The organism is Ramlibacter pinisoli (assembly GCF_009758015.1).
GTDB lineage: Bacteria > Pseudomonadota > Gammaproteobacteria > Burkholderiales > Burkholderiaceae_C > Ramlibacter > Ramlibacter pinisoli.
The window spans coordinates 1820985-1835260 of record NZ_WSEL01000003.1; the positions used below are offsets into that span (position 1 = coordinate 1820985).

The 14276-nt window shown below is 57.1% G+C and carries 11 protein-coding genes; 2 read left to right on the forward strand and 9 right to left on the reverse strand.

Annotation, left to right across the window (positions count from 1 at the left end; translation table 11 throughout):
• Positions 1 to 265: 265 nt before the first annotated feature.
• Complete coding sequence (locus tag GON04_RS09990; RefSeq protein ID WP_157397743.1) at positions 266 to 2485, reverse strand: YjbH domain-containing protein; 2220 nt, start codon at positions 2483 to 2485, stop codon at positions 266 to 268.
• A gap of 151 nt (positions 2486 to 2636) precedes the next feature.
• Between GON04_RS09990 and GON04_RS09995 the strand changes: the two genes are divergently transcribed.
• Positions 2637 to 3215 (forward strand): hypothetical protein, encoded by a 579-nt coding sequence (locus tag GON04_RS09995; protein WP_157397744.1) that lies wholly within the window; start codon positions 2637 to 2639, stop codon positions 3213 to 3215.
• Positions 3216 to 3520: 305 nt separating this feature from the next.
• Here the strand turns inward: GON04_RS09995 and GON04_RS10000 are convergent, their stop codons facing one another.
• The 8 genes from GON04_RS10000 to GON04_RS10035 form a co-directional block, all read right to left on the reverse strand.
• Positions 3521 to 4717: an O-antigen ligase family protein gene (locus GON04_RS10000; protein ID WP_157397745.1), complete on the reverse strand. Its 1197-nt coding sequence runs from the start codon at positions 4715 to 4717 to the stop codon at positions 3521 to 3523.
• 136 nt (positions 4718 to 4853) lie between these two features.
• Positions 4854 to 5990 (reverse strand): glycosyltransferase family 4 protein, encoded by a 1137-nt coding sequence (locus GON04_RS10005; protein ID WP_157397746.1) that lies wholly within the window; start codon positions 5988 to 5990, stop codon positions 4854 to 4856.
• Positions 5987 to 7129, reverse strand: a complete 1143-nt coding sequence (locus GON04_RS10010) for a hypothetical protein (protein ID WP_157397747.1) — start codon at positions 7127 to 7129, stop codon at positions 5987 to 5989. The genes GON04_RS10005 and GON04_RS10010 overlap by 4 nt, the downstream gene beginning before the upstream one ends.
• Positions 7126 to 8055: a hypothetical protein gene (locus GON04_RS10015; RefSeq protein ID WP_157397748.1), complete on the reverse strand. Its 930-nt coding sequence runs from the start codon at positions 8053 to 8055 to the stop codon at positions 7126 to 7128. Before GON04_RS10015 ends, GON04_RS10010 begins: the two co-directional genes overlap by 4 nt.
• Entirely contained in the window at positions 8052 to 9080 is a 1029-nt protein-coding gene (locus GON04_RS10020) for a glycosyltransferase family 4 protein (protein ID WP_157397749.1), read from the reverse strand. The genes GON04_RS10015 and GON04_RS10020 overlap by 4 nt, the downstream gene beginning before the upstream one ends.
• 10 nt (positions 9081 to 9090) lie before the next feature.
• Positions 9091 to 10347 carry a hypothetical protein gene (locus GON04_RS10025; RefSeq protein WP_157397750.1) on the reverse strand — a complete coding sequence of 419 codons (1257 nt, stop codon included), beginning with the start codon at positions 10345 to 10347 and terminating at the stop codon, positions 9091 to 9093.
• A gap of 242 nt (positions 10348 to 10589) precedes the next feature.
• Positions 10590 to 11288 carry a sugar transferase gene (locus GON04_RS10030; RefSeq protein WP_157397751.1) on the reverse strand — a complete coding sequence of 233 codons (699 nt, stop codon included), beginning with the start codon at positions 11286 to 11288 and terminating at the stop codon, positions 10590 to 10592.
• Between the two features lie 174 nt (positions 11289 to 11462).
• Entirely contained in the window at positions 11463 to 12896 is a 1434-nt protein-coding gene (locus GON04_RS10035) for a mannose-1-phosphate guanylyltransferase/mannose-6-phosphate isomerase (RefSeq protein WP_157397752.1), read from the reverse strand.
• 323 nt (positions 12897 to 13219) lie between these two features.
• On the opposite strand from GON04_RS10035, the gene GON04_RS10040 reads away from it, so the two are divergent.
• Entirely contained in the window at positions 13220 to 14227 is a 1008-nt protein-coding gene (locus GON04_RS10040; protein ID WP_157397753.1) for a S1C family serine protease, read from the forward strand.
• Positions 14228 to 14276 lie beyond the last annotated feature (49 nt).

The window sequence follows — 14276 nt, forward strand, 5'->3', positions numbered from 1 at the left end:
TCGTGCGAGTGCCTGGATCCGCATAGTCGAACCCGGGGGCAGTAAAGACCCCACAGCCTGACAAGAACAGTGCACCCCAAAAAGGAAGTGCCGCACGCCAACCGCGCGCGGCATTGAAGCCCCTAGACATCCTCGACGACCTCTGCGTATTTTTGTTACAACCAGCAACCACTCACTTTAGCTTACACCCTCCCACTTACCCGGCTTGCGTCAATGCCTCTCCTGTTTTCAGGCTACAGGTGCTCATTCAGTTGCGCTCCTGTCGTCAACGCGCTGCATCGCGAACGCGGCGCAGGTTGTCTTCGAACCAGGCCAATCCCGAACGGTCGGAGTTGAAGTAGTCATTCAGATCCTGCGCTGGTGTACGCACGGCGTGCCCCAATCGAAGAGGATTGCCGGCGCCCTCACGGATGGTGGTTTCCACCAAGTGCGAGAACCGCGGCGTGCCCCCCACTTGGAGGTACGGCGCCGGTTGCCAGTCGCGGCGCGGCCCGATGGGAAGTGACAACTGCACGCCCACGAGTTGCGCGGCGCTTTGGCCTGGGAAGGTTGTGCGCTTGTAGAAAACGTCGACAGCAACGTCGGTGAACCACTGCCGCATGGTGAGCTGGAAGCCGCGGTCGTTGTTCAGGAACTGTCCGACAGTACCTTCGAAGTCGGTCCGGGTTGGCAAGAAGCTGAAGCGATAGCTGCCCAGCACCGGGCCGCCATGCTGGAAGCTTCCCAACGGACCAAAGCCGCCCTGGGAGTCATTGTTCTGGAAATACCCCGCTTGCCCAGAAACCCGGTGACGGCCATCGCCTGGTTCCCAGCGCAGCGCACCAACCACGCCGTCGTAAAAGGTGCCAATACGCCCCACGGTTGCTTGCGCGGTCAACGCGCCAGGCATCGCACCAAGCTTCTGGCTTGGCGAGAACCAGCGCTCCAGTGGCACACGAGTAACTTGGGTCAGCGTCAGTCGCTCCGTGCCGGCCTTCACGGCGCGGTCAGCAAACACACCGCCCGGTTCGTAGTCGTTCGAATTGGCCAGCGGGGCATTCAGACCCCACTCGACGCTAGCGCCTGCCCACAAGGGCAATTGCGCCGTCACATTCACACCTACCGAGTAATCGTAGGCGCCAAGCTCCGTCCCAAAATTGGTTCGCAGGACCGGGCTCACGCTAAGTCGGAGTGTCTTGGAGGCAGGCTTCTGTCGCTCGACGACCCATGCCGCCCCTTCATACAAGGGCTCAAGCGGTAGGGTGCCTGGTGTACTCAGTTGTCCCGCCGTGCACGTGCTGGTTGCCTGCTCGATCCACTGGCGCAGGCAGTCCGCCTGGCCGGTGACGGCCACTAGAGGCACTTGACGCTGCGTGAGCACGAGGCGGAAGCCTGCCTTGTGCTCGCTAAAGGAACGGCCGATCACCCCCAGCGCGACGCCTAGGGCATCCGCCGAATTCCATTGATAGCTGCCGTTGTTCACACGGATGGCCAGGGTGCCATCGGGCATGCGCCCCACCCAGATGTCCTCCAGGGCCTTGGCCTGCAAGGCATTGGCCAATGCGCGCAGTTCATCGTCGCTGGCCGCCGTCTGCGTCAGCGCGGGAGTCGGATGAGCGGGGGGAGCCAAGGACACGGGCGGGGGCAATGCAGGCGCAGCCGTGGATGCTTGCGGAGCGGGCACGGTCCGCGCCTCGTAAGCCGGCAATGGCTGCTCGCCGGGTCGAAGAGGCGGGAGCGCTGCCGTCTGCGCCCCTGAAAGGCCGGGCGTCTTGTAGAGAGGGATCGACAACGAAGCGGACCACCAACTCCGCTCAGTCAGCGTGTTGTTGTTCAGGCGGACGTTGGCTCCAGCCGACAGCAGCCACCCGTCCGGCATCCATTGCTTCGGGGCAAAGAGTCGGACGCCCGCCCAGGAGTTGCCGTCTGTGTACTCCACATGCCCTCGCACCAGTGGAATCGGCTGCCATGCCAGCGCTGCAAACGGACCATCCAAAGGAGCCTGCGAGCCATTCACGCCGTTTCCGCTGCGCTTAGCTCCACCCGCACTCGCCTCGAACGGGCCTTCATTGAACGTCAAGACGCCGTAGTACGTCCTGAAGTAGGTTACAGAGCCTCCCACATCCGTCGCACCGAGCGCGACACGCCAGCGGTTGGCCACATCCAGCCCGATGCCGGCCTTTGCTGACGCCGACAGGTCACGCGCACCGCAGCCTGACGTGAAGCAGTTGTCGTGGATCGTGTTCGTGGCCAAACGGCCTGCAAACTCCAGATTCGGCAGCAGGCCGAACCCTAGGACTGCGTTGTGTCCGTCGGGGCGGCGCACGTTGCCCGGTAGCTGGTTTTCATACCCTACCTCCATACGGCCCCATCCGAGCAGGTGGGCGTTAGGGGTGATGCCGAGCCCCGTGAAACCTGCCGATGTCAAAGTGGTGTCGATCGCCCAAGCCGGCAGCGTCGTCATGCCGATCGCCAAGGCAAGGGTGGTGGGTTTGGGTGCGCGCATGGGAGGCGGGGATGTTACCGGGCAAACACAACAGTACGAAAAATGCGCGCTTGGGCCCTCTGGCCTATTTACGATTCGAAACGGCTCCTGTACTCTAGCCCATCAACGTAACCACTCAGACGGGGAAAGAGGCATGAAGAGGATTTCGAAGATGTTGGCCAGCCTGACGGCCGTGGCATTTGTCGCGGCGTGCGGCGGCGGTGGCGGCGGTGGCACTACCACCTCCGTGGCAGGTAGCAACGTGGCCATGGCCGTCAACGCGACGACGGGCGCTGTCATAACCCAAACGTTCAACGGCGATCCACTGGTATTCGCGTCGGGTATCAATGCCGGCGGAATGAGCATCCCCGGCCCGGCAACGCTCACGATCACGGACACCGGCGGCAACTCTCAGTCGTTCAGCATCAGTGCGGCGGGTGGCGTTACCGCCACTGGCGCTATGAGCTACGGCTCTTGCAAATTCACAATTACGGCGTCAACCATTCCTGGCGTGGTGGTTGGCACGACCTACACCATCACAACCTGCAACCTAGAAGTGACGAGTTCGGGAACCAGAATCGGCGACCCCGCAACAGTCGATGCCATCTTCGACTTGGGCGGCTTTAAGGCTTCGCCGCGCAAGAAGAGCATTCTGGTCCGCACGGACGGCACTGTTGCTGTGCTAGTGGGCAATTCAACCATCAATCTTCCGACGGTGCAACTAACTGTCAAGACGGTCTCTGGGACCTGATTGCTCTCTTCTCAGCAAGAAAAAAAGCCCCGCGTCGCGGGGCTTTTTTGTAGTAGGTCGGTATTGAAATTCCATGATCCGAGATGGTAATCCGACCACCAGGCCCATCTTAATTGATACAAGACTGCACCGGAGGCCGATTCAGCCAGCCGCCGACAGCGCTTTCGGGTCCTTAATGGCCTGCAGCGCCCTACCGGGAATGCGCCGACGCTCAGCGATGCATGTCCCACGGAGCCACTCCATTGTGGATCACATCAATTGGGCAAATCATTTAAGGACAGCTAGAACACTGCCTCGCCCACTAATCAGCGCGACTGCGAATCGATAGGTCGGGCCTCGTCTGAACGGGCGCGGATTGGTACGTACAGGATAACAATCATGATTGTTAGCAGAGAAGCAGGGTTGCCGATTGCAAGCAACTGGCGATTGACGACGCCTTCCGCGAGCGAGAACAGCAAGTGAGACGTAACCGCCAGATCGACTGGGCGAGCGGCCCGAAAGATGCTGCTAATGCTCCGCTTCAGTATCTGCAGAATACGGCCTATCCATAGCACTAGTCCGACTGCCCCGGTTTCCATCAGAATGACGATGTAGCTGTTGTCAACGATGTTCTCGTTGAGCCACCGATTACGAAACCCTCCGCCCCAAACAATTGGCGCGGAGATGGATCCAAATCTAGCAATGGCGGCATCCCATAATTCAGTTCGTCCTGACAGACCGCTATCAGCCAAGCCCCTGTCTTTGCTCGTCAGATCAAGCATATTCGACAACGCATCCAACGTTTCGGGCACAAATATTAAGACGGCTCCTGCGATAGCGAAAATCGCAATCACGACGTGCGTACGCCGTCGGCGATCTTCGATTGCCGTCAATAGGTATGTAACGCCCACCGCCGCTGTCGAGGCAACTAACCCTCCACGGGACGACGCAGCCAAACACATAGCCAACGCCACCCCGCATGAGACTATAGTGAACCATCTGCGTAAGCCATATACGGAGGTCGCGTACCAGAACATTACCCCAGCACTAGCGCCCATGATATGGCCAAGCAAATTCGGATGAATCTCAAAGGGCCCGCCGTAACGGCTCTCCGGCGCCAAACCGACCGCACTAAGCTGCAATCTGACCAAGAAGTCATCATAGCTCAAGGCGAGGAAGGACCAAACCAGAATAATCGCAGCCAACGCAAACGAGGCCAACATCCTATCTAAAGATATGCGCCCGCCCATGAGAGCAATCACCAACCAAACCAATAACATCAATACCGTGTAAATCGCACTCGCCTCATCGGAGGCGATAAAGGCTCCAATCATAGATGAAGCGCAAATTGCCACCCCGACCACAACCGCCTGCCTATTGGCTGCGTCCAAGCGATAGCTAGCCCCGCGCGTGACCGTCCACATCGCAATAGCAGCGAGAACAAGCAACGGCGCCCATTGGCCCGCTTCGCCTAATGGCGACTTCTCCCCCGAAAAACCTCCGATAACGAACGCCAGTACCAAGGGCCAGTACGTCGACGCGCTCGTCGGGCTCTTATCGGCTGTAGCTTCTCGTGAGATCATGGCGGACACAACAAATGCACTCAATCCGAAATCGCGAACTTAGCCCGCAACGAGAGACCCAGCCTAATTGGCAATGTCATTGACCCGGGCTAGCGAACAAAAGCAGGGCCGACACCATTTGACTCGCCGCGGTTTTAGGCGTGAAATGCCGAATTAGCGCCTTGCATTCAATTCCCATAACCTCGCGTTGCGGCGATAATTCAGCCATTCGATGCAACGATTTCGCCAACTCCTGAGCACTTCCAGAAGCAAACACTAGCCCAGTACGATCAGCCCTTATCAGATCAGGCGCGCAACCACATCTGTCGCTCACTATAGCCGGACAACCGAATAGCAGAGCCTCGTTCACCACCAAACCCCAAGGCTCACTAGTGCTTGGAAGCACCAGAGCATAGGCAGTCATGTAATAAGGAACAATTTCAGCCATCGCCATGGGGCCAAGGAATTCGACAGCAGACGAAATACCCAACTCACGCACAACTCTTTTCAGCTCAGCCTCCATCGGCCCGCCACCGATCAACAAAAGTCGATAGTCAGGCCTCTTTTCATGAAATTCGGTGTAGGCCGCGAGCAGTTCTAGAAGGCCTTTTTCCGGAGATAGGCGTCCAACGTACAAGAAAAATGGTTTGGCCGGCTTGACGAGCGATGCCGTTGCCGATTGACCAATCGCTAATAGCTGATCAGTTGGGGCTGCCTGACATCGAATGACGAGTCGCTTTTCCGGCATTCCCAGTTGCTTAAGGTAATCCTTACTTCGCGTTCCGTAGCAAAGAGCAAAGTGACAAAACCGCAGAAAGAACTTTTTCGGCTGCTCTTTCAACCAGCGCCTCGGGTGATCTGATGCAGTAGAGTCCATCGTAATACCCCGCCTGATTCCGAACACTACCGCATAGGCCATCGCCACCCAAAACGCCCGATCATAGTAGCCAGGAAGCACGACCACATCTGGACGCGACCGCCTGAGAGCACGGATCATCTCTCTAGATCGAGAAATCCAAGAAGTGTCATCGTACGCCCCCCGAAACAACACGGTGTACGGATACCGATGATAGGCGAGATCAACCGATCCAAGAGATTTCCGTTGCCCCGAAGTTTCCGCAATTTGGACAATCTCTACAGATAACCCCTCTTCATTTGCTAGCGGGACAAGTTCCGAGAATACGGCGCCTTTGTAGTGGGCCCAGAGGATATTGTGGAAGAACAGCACCTTCATACAATCGCCTTAGCCCTACCGATCAGTTCACCCATGGGCCGCCAAAAGCAAAAATGATCAAGCCTTGCTCGCTGCTCCTCAACCTCAGCCGCATAGGCGTTAGGATTAGCCTCAAAATACTCTATTTTTTTGGCCAACTCATCCAACGATTCGACTGCCGCGCCGCGAGTGAATAGCGATTTGTTCTTAAACTCTCCAGGCCGACCCAACACAAGGCAACCCGAAGCCACTGCCTCTACCATCGCGTTGCCCCACATGTGTCTGCCGCCAAGTCGCACAAAATATTTGCTTCTATAAAGATCAGAGATAATCTTAAAGCTGCTTGCACTGACACCTCTAATTTCACCAAATCTCCGCAAGTCTAAGAACGCCGCGTCTTTAGCGGAATGCGACTCAACAAAACAACCGCTGCGCCGCATCTCTTGCGCAGAGAGCCCGAGCGCCCTATCGAAGCACCCGAACTTTTGGAGCGCGAACGGGAAGTTAATTTCATGCGCGGAGGGCGAAGCAAATCGACCATCAAATCTCTGATTGAGAAATATATCGTAACCCGGAAGGGGCGAGCGATGAGATTTTGCGTAGCTTGGCATACAAGGCTCACTGATGTAATAGCACCAAAGAACCCCAGAATGCTGCCGCGTAATCCCAGGAGATATAGCAACATCGACGCTGATTACAATGTCGTAGCTCCCCCAGTCCACAGAAGCCTCGTCAACAGCCCACTCGCCCTGCGTTTTTCCGCCAAACCTACAGTTCTGCCGCAGATTCTCAAAATGCAGCATCGAACCCTGTCCACAATGGGTAACCTTTTCCCTCCACACGTGGCAGCCGGCTGACAGACTAGGCTTGATAATAAAAAAATCCGCATCCAGCTCGCTAAACAATGCAAAAGGGCCAGTATGCTTAATTGAACTCTCGAGCAAATCGGCAGGCGCCATTCGATTGGGGCCCACATACAAATTGCTATATGTATCTTGCTTGACTAACGCGACCTTGAGGCCTTGACGCCAACTGAAAGGAGGCAGCCCGGTCAGCCGTTCTGGAACAAAAAATTTTGATTCGACACTCGCCTGCAATCGCCGTCCCATGTCAATCGCAGCAGCTGGGAGAACACGTCGGAGCAACGCCTTAGCTTTCATGCGCTTCTCTTGATCGCCTTCACGCAAGTCGCAACCGCGCTTCGCAGGCGCCGATATACGCGCCATTTCGCATAAGTGCGCAAGAAACGAGTCCGTTCGAAATCTCTGTTGCACCTAGCAAGAAGCATCTTCTCCTGAGGTAAATGCAAGATGGAAGCTGAGGCAACAATATTGAATGCCGGCTGAGGATGAGAGATTAGTCCGGACCAATACCTCGCAACCATCCCAAGCGTCCCCGCGTCTGAAATGTACCACCCGCGACGTCGCATACGCTCAAGCGCGACAGAAACGATCATCTCATCTCCATTATGGAAGAGCTCTTTGTGGTGCCGGAGATATTTAGGCCAAAGGTAATCGACGTGAGCGACGAGCGACGAATAGAAATCCGAACTTCCCGCGATAAATTCACCGCCAGCCCATCGGTTCTCAAAACATTCCGAATCGATTAAGCGCATGCTTGCGCCAACCCGTGCACTTCCATATGCAGGCAAAATCTGGCTAGTGATATCGTAATAGGCCGGAACCCCTCGGCGAACTAGTTCTGAAAATTCCGCCACGACGGGGTTGAGCAATACCATGTCGAGATCCAGAAGGATGGAATATTCATTTGCCCGCCCAGAAAAATGCCTGAATACATCGATCTTATAATGCGCTGAAAAAAAAGCGATCCCACTAGGCACGGCCAAGCCAAAGTTGATCTCCTCAACAATCAACTCATCATTGCCGACTATATCTTTCACCGCCTTTCGGTTGTTGGTTAGAAGTGTCAAACGCGCGCCCGCAGCCCTCAAGGACGCATCAAGGCTTAATGCGCAGTCGACATACACCTTTACGCGCGCCGCATCAGTCGCGCTTACTAGGTTGCCGCTTCCCGCCTGCCCAGCCGAAATGTGCAGAAGAGAATAGAATTTTAGCAGTTCGGTCATTGAATTATGGCGTCCTTGAGGCTAATAAATTGGGCTTGATGAGCCTCAAGAAGATGGAGGAAGCGCTGCCGCGGCGCAAAAGCACTTGGCATGAGTGCGATCGAATTGAGCAATTGCCTTAGGGCGGCCTCAAATTGCTCGATAGGCACAGCGATCCCGCCCTCAGTCCCCAGACTGTCAGGAATACATCCCAAGTCAGTAGAAAGGCATGGCACATCGCAAGCCATGGCCTCGAGCAGAACGAGAGGCGAAGCCTCGTTTACATACATCGTTGGAAATAGGAATACGTCAATGTCGGAAAAAAATTTCAGCTTTTCCGAACCGTAGACTGGTCCCAAATATTTAAAACGCGCGCCTAGGCGCTCGGAAGCATAGGCAATCACATCCCGAGACCTTTGATCTGCACATGGCCCAGCCAAAACGACCTTTACATCATGCCCGCGTTCAATCGCGGATATCGCTGCAGAGATTACGACCTCAACGCCTTTGTCTATCGTTAGATTACTAAGGTGCCCCAAGATTAGGCCCCCCCCCGAGCGGCATTGCTTCGCTGGCTCGAGGTCGATAAGCCCCGAATTGTTTAGCTCAAGTACACATGCATTTTTTGGCAAGAGTTGCGCGATACTCTGCGCCATTGCTCGACCGAGCACAATATGGTGACCGAGTTGTCCCAGCGCGAAGGCCAGAACACGGACGACATGTGCTCGTCTATTGATCGGTCCATATGCATGGTAGTGCAAGAATGCGGCCCTATTCTTCAGCCTACATGCCAGCCCCAACATAAGGGTCAGCCAGACGCCCGCATTGGAAGCCACCGAAATATAGACGGGCCCGCTACCCGTCAGAATGAGGCGCAGGGCGCACAGGTATGCGAAGATTTTCTTCCTAACGCCCAACGCGGGAGACAGGTCGAATTGTGTAAGTACTACGCCAGCATCCACAAGTTTTTCAAAAAGCACGGCAGTCGCCAGCGCTTGCCCGTGCGTTGGCGGCGGAAATGGCCCTATGAAGAGTAGATTTGTCATTTCAGCGACCTCATGAAGACGGAAGCGCAGATCTAAACAAAAACCTCGGAATTCCGAAACAGAGTAGACACGCGTGAAGATACGTAAGCACGCCTAATGCCACTAGCATGCCGTACTGCAGCCCCCAAGAAGAAAGACTGGCGCCAGCCACCAAACCAAATATCACACTGAAAAGCTGCACCCGCGCATAGTCGCTACGAAGGGCGCTAACGACAAAGAAAGGCGACTGCAACGTGCAGAATGCATGGCCGACAACAAATAACGCTAGAGCGAACAAGTCGGCACGCCCAAACTCGGCTCCTTGCGGCAATATTTTTAGTGCCAGATCAAGATTGAAGAACGTGGCCGCCGCAAGCGCCAGGACGGTGGTTATTGCGAGCCCCCCAGCAATTAATAGCGAGAGCTTCCGGAGCCACTGTACGTCTTGCTGAATTTGAGCATCCAAGTACGCCGGCAGTATGGGGCGAACGAAAAGCGAAATCGGATTGACCGCGCGCGCAGCCATTAACACAAGGGTCGAATAGACCGCGTACTCCAGATCGCCGGCTATTGCCCCGACGACCATGGCGGATCCGAATATCTTCAGGTAGTCCGAGACAGAATTGATGAGCGCCGGCAGTAACGCGCTTAGGCGACTCGCCAGCTGCGTTAGCGTAGTGAAGCGGACAAGAGGTGGAAGTGGTCGGCGAAACGCCCCAACCGAAACCCCCATCTGCACGATAGCCGGGACTCCAAAATAGATAGCGGTGACAGAGGCGACATTAAGCGGAGTCAATAACAAAAGGGCGAGCGCAACAATACTGCCCAACATCTGTAGTACGTTCGCCAAATAGCCTCTGCCGGTGGCAACTTGATATATATCACCCGACAGCAGAAACCCTTGTGCGATCGTGAGCATGCTCGCAATGAAAATCACCCATGCCCCAGGCGTTACGTCCCTGTAAAGGAGAAAAAGCCCACATGAAATTAGAGCCAATACCACAGATACGGCAGCAAGGAAGGACGCGGTCTCACCTATCGCCATCAGCCGCGCCGAGGGGGTATCGGCCTCGGCTATTGAAGAAATGCCGGTTACGCTTATCGCTCCAAAGACCAGTGTCGTGGCAGAACCGCTGGTCATCGCCACCAGAAAGGAGTTGTAATCATCTAGACTGAGGGAGCGGCCGATTATGGGCAGAGCAAGCAAAGCCATCGCCGCGCCTGCAAGTTTGCTGCAAATACCTGTTGCAATGGATGCCAGTATTTGGCGATCGCGGGTTAAAGACATTGGAAAAGCGATGGCTTAGGTATGCTCGTTTCAACAGATTCCAGGTCCTGTGCACGACTGCGTGCTTAGGCGCATCTAGCCATTAATGACTGTTTTTACGCCTAAAAGGTGCGCGAAGGCCCAAGCTCAGTCTCAGATTGCGTCGTCAATACGACTGCCGAGGAAGACTCAGCGGCAATCTCTTTTTGGCAAGTTTTGCCTCCCGGAACTACAATCGCCGAGTGATTGGATTGCGCCAGAAATCAGTGTGCGCCGTGCGCGCTAAGTACGACTTTGATCGTCTTGGCTAGGAGCTTTATGTCACCCCAAGCGGACAAGTTACGGACATACTGAACGTCCAGTCTAACTCGTTCTTCATAGGTCAGTCTATTTCGACCCGAGACCTGCCACAGTCCGGTAATGCCGGGTTTGACTGCGCAGTATGCGCGCCAGTACCGGCCATAAAGTTCCTTCTGCTGGAGCATACATGGGCGCGGGCCGACAAGACTCATGTCACCCCTGAGCACGTTCCAGAACTGCGGCAACTCGTCGAGGCTAGTCCGCCGAATGAAACGTCCAAAAGCCGTGATGCGTGGATCATTATCGATCTTCTGATATTGATCCCAGCGCTTCTTTGCTTCCGGGTCGCTGTTTAGAAAATCCGCCAGAACGTCTTCGGAGTTGACTTTCATCGAGCGAAATTTGTAGAACTGAAAGTGGCGCCCCCCCCTTCCAGACCGAGTTTGCGCGTAGAAGATAGGCCCGCTTGAAGACAGCCTCACGCCGATCGCCACGACAACAATCATTGGCAACAAAAGAACGATAAGGAAGATCGATCCAAAAATGTCCACTGCACGCTTCAAGGCTCGAGCACGAGTTGAAGGTGGAATTCCTATGTCAACGATATCTTCTGCCGAGCTCGACGCTAAACCACTAGCGTTCGCCGCGTCCGTGCGATACATCTCCCGCCCTTCCCTAATCAGAACTTCTGCAGCCTGCGCAAGCGCGATATTGCGCGAGCAAGCAGACGCGAAGAATTTGCCGCAAGCCAAATTAAGATCAATGCACCTTGACCGATTTTGGACTCATATATAGACAGAAAACCATTGGCCAGTCTTGGCGTCCGTGCTGGTTTTTCAGGCTTGCTTTGTAGCTATCGCGATCGAAATAATCCGTCCGTACTGGTCATCCAAGCGGACAATGTCATCTTCTTCTAAATATGCCCCGGACTGCACCTCAATCATCTCCAGTGCTGTCTTTCCTGGGTTGTGTAATCGATGAACTTCACCCAGTGGGATGTATGTCGACTGGTTCTCACTCAAAAGGAATGTTTCCTTCCCTCGCGTCACCTCCGCCGTCCCTTTCACCACGATCCAGTGCTCGGCCCGGTGGTAATGCTTTTGGAGGCTAAGGGAAGCATTCGGCTTCACCACGATGCGCTTGACCTGAAAGCGGCTTCCGTTCTCGATGCTGTCGTATGAGCCCCAAGGTCGCAGCACTAGGCGGTGCTGAACGGCTTGCCGTGTGCCGCGCTTTTCAAGCTCCGGCACCACAAGCTGCACTTGCTCTGCGCCCTCCCTTCTCGCCACAAGCACGGCATCGGGGGTATCCACGATCACGAGGTCATCCACGCCCAGAGCTACCACGCAACGATTCGGCGCATGCACGAAGTTGTTGTTCGCGTTGATGGCGACGCCTTGCCCCTCAATCCGGTTACCCTGCTCGTCGGGCGGGCACATCTCGGCCACTGCGTTCCAGCTCCCCACGTCGCTCCATGCGCCGGCGAACGGGAACACGGCGACGTCGCCATGGCGCTCCATCACGGCGTAGTCGATGCTTTCGGAGCGGCACGTCTCCAGCGGGTCGGCGGCCGGCCGCACGAATTCGCAATCGATAGCTGCGCCCATCATGGCTTCGCGGCAGCTAGCCAGGATGTCGGGGGCGTGCTGCGCCAGGGCTGCCAGCAGGTTGTCCGCCCGGCACAGGAAGATTCCGGCGTTCCACAGCACATTGCCGGTCAGCAGCAGTTGCTGTGCCTTCTCGCTGGCGGGCTTTTCGATGAATCGACCGACCGCGTGGCCACCATCGTCCCGTGCTTGACCTTTGTCGATGTAGCCGTAACCCGTGCTCGGGAACGTTGGCATGACGCCAAAAGTGACGATTCTTCCCTGACGTGCGCAAGGCATGGCACCGCGCACCATGGCCGCGAATGCAGCCACGTCCGGAATGTGATGGTCCGACGGGCAGAACAAAAGGAGTTGGTCCACGCAGGGCGCTTTCAGGGCGGCCATGGCCATGGCCGCCGCGGTGTTGCGGGCGAACGGCTCCAGAATGACTGAGCCAACCAGCCCTGCGTCGCCAATTGCTTCGCGCACCAGGAATCGGTGGTCTTCCGAACCCACACACATCACGCCCGAGGCTCTATCCGTCAGCGGCGCGACGCGCTCGAGCGTGAGCGCCAGCAGACTTTTCCCTTGGATGAGGGGTACAAACTGCTTGGGCAACGCCTTGCGAGACAAGGGCCACAGACGGGTCCCCGAGCCGCCGCACAGGATGACGGGCTGAATCATGGAAGTGCTTGGTATCTTGTTGTTACTGCTGGGGTGCGATGCTAGCTCAGGAAGAAGCCGCTTCCGAGCCATTATTCGGCGTATTGACATGTGAACAAACGTGCCCGTGGCGCACGGCACGGCTGACCAAACGCGCGTTGGTTTTCGTCTGCCGACTTGCCAATTCGGTCACTGACCCCCGACGGCCGTCGCGAGCGCGGGGGCGGCTTGCACGCGCCCTGCGGTGCGCGCATCCTGTGGATCCCCGTCGTCCAGGAGCTGCCATGCCGACCTGTGTCCAGAACGCATCCCACCCCTTACAGGGGATTCGTCGACGGGCCCTGATGGCCGCATCCCTCCTGCTGGCAGGTGCCGCCCGGCACACCCAGCTTGCGCGCGCCGCAACCTCCAGCTCGCAGCAAGAGGCCACCATCCAGGCGCTCACCCGTGCCCATACGGCCGTGGTCGGCATCCAGGTCACGGCGGCGGCCGGGGCCCGATCTGCCGAAACGCTGGGCGCCAAACGCGCCGGGTCCGGCGTCGTCATCGGGCCCGACGGACTGATCCTCACCATCGGCTACCTGATGCTGGAGGCAGAAAGCATTCAAATCATGACCCAGGACAACCGCACGATTCCCGCGCGTGCGGTGGCCTATGACCTGGCCACAGGGTTCGGCCTGCTGCGGCCGCTGTTGACGCTTCGCGGCGCGACGCCCGTGCCCCTGGGCTCGGTGAAGGACCTCAAGCCAGGCGACGCGTTGATGGCATCCACCGGCGGGGAGGACGGCGAAGTGGCCATGACGCACGTGGTGGGCACGCGGCCGTTCTCGGGCTACTGGGAATACTTCATCGAGTCGGCCCTCTTCACCAGCCCGCCGATTGACAACCACAGCGGCGCGGCGGTGTTCAACCAACGTGGCGAATTGCTGGGCATTGGCAGCCTGGTGGTGAGTGATGCCAGTGGCGAAGGCCGCCGCATGCCGGGCAACATGTTCGTGCCGGTCGACCTGCTCAAACCCATCCTCGGCGAACTGCAACAGAACGGCGTGAGTCGGCAAAGCCGGCGTCCCTGGCTGGGCCTGACGTCCAGCGAACAGGGCGGGCGCGTCCAGGTGGTGCGTGTGAGCAAGGACAGCCCGGCGGACAGCGCGGGACTGCGCGCCGGCGACATGGTGCTGGCGGTCGACGGCGACCGGGTGGGGTCACTGGAGGATTTCTACAAGAAGCTCTGGGCCCGGCCGTCGCCCGACGGCGAAGTCCAGCTCACCGTGCTGCAGGGTGCTGACCAGAAGACGATCACGGTGAAGGCTGTCGACCGGATGACGACGATGGTCAAGCCGGCGGGCATTTAGCCCGGTCCCACGGCCGCTGCGTTCGGGCCGCATTGCGTCACGGCGCCGA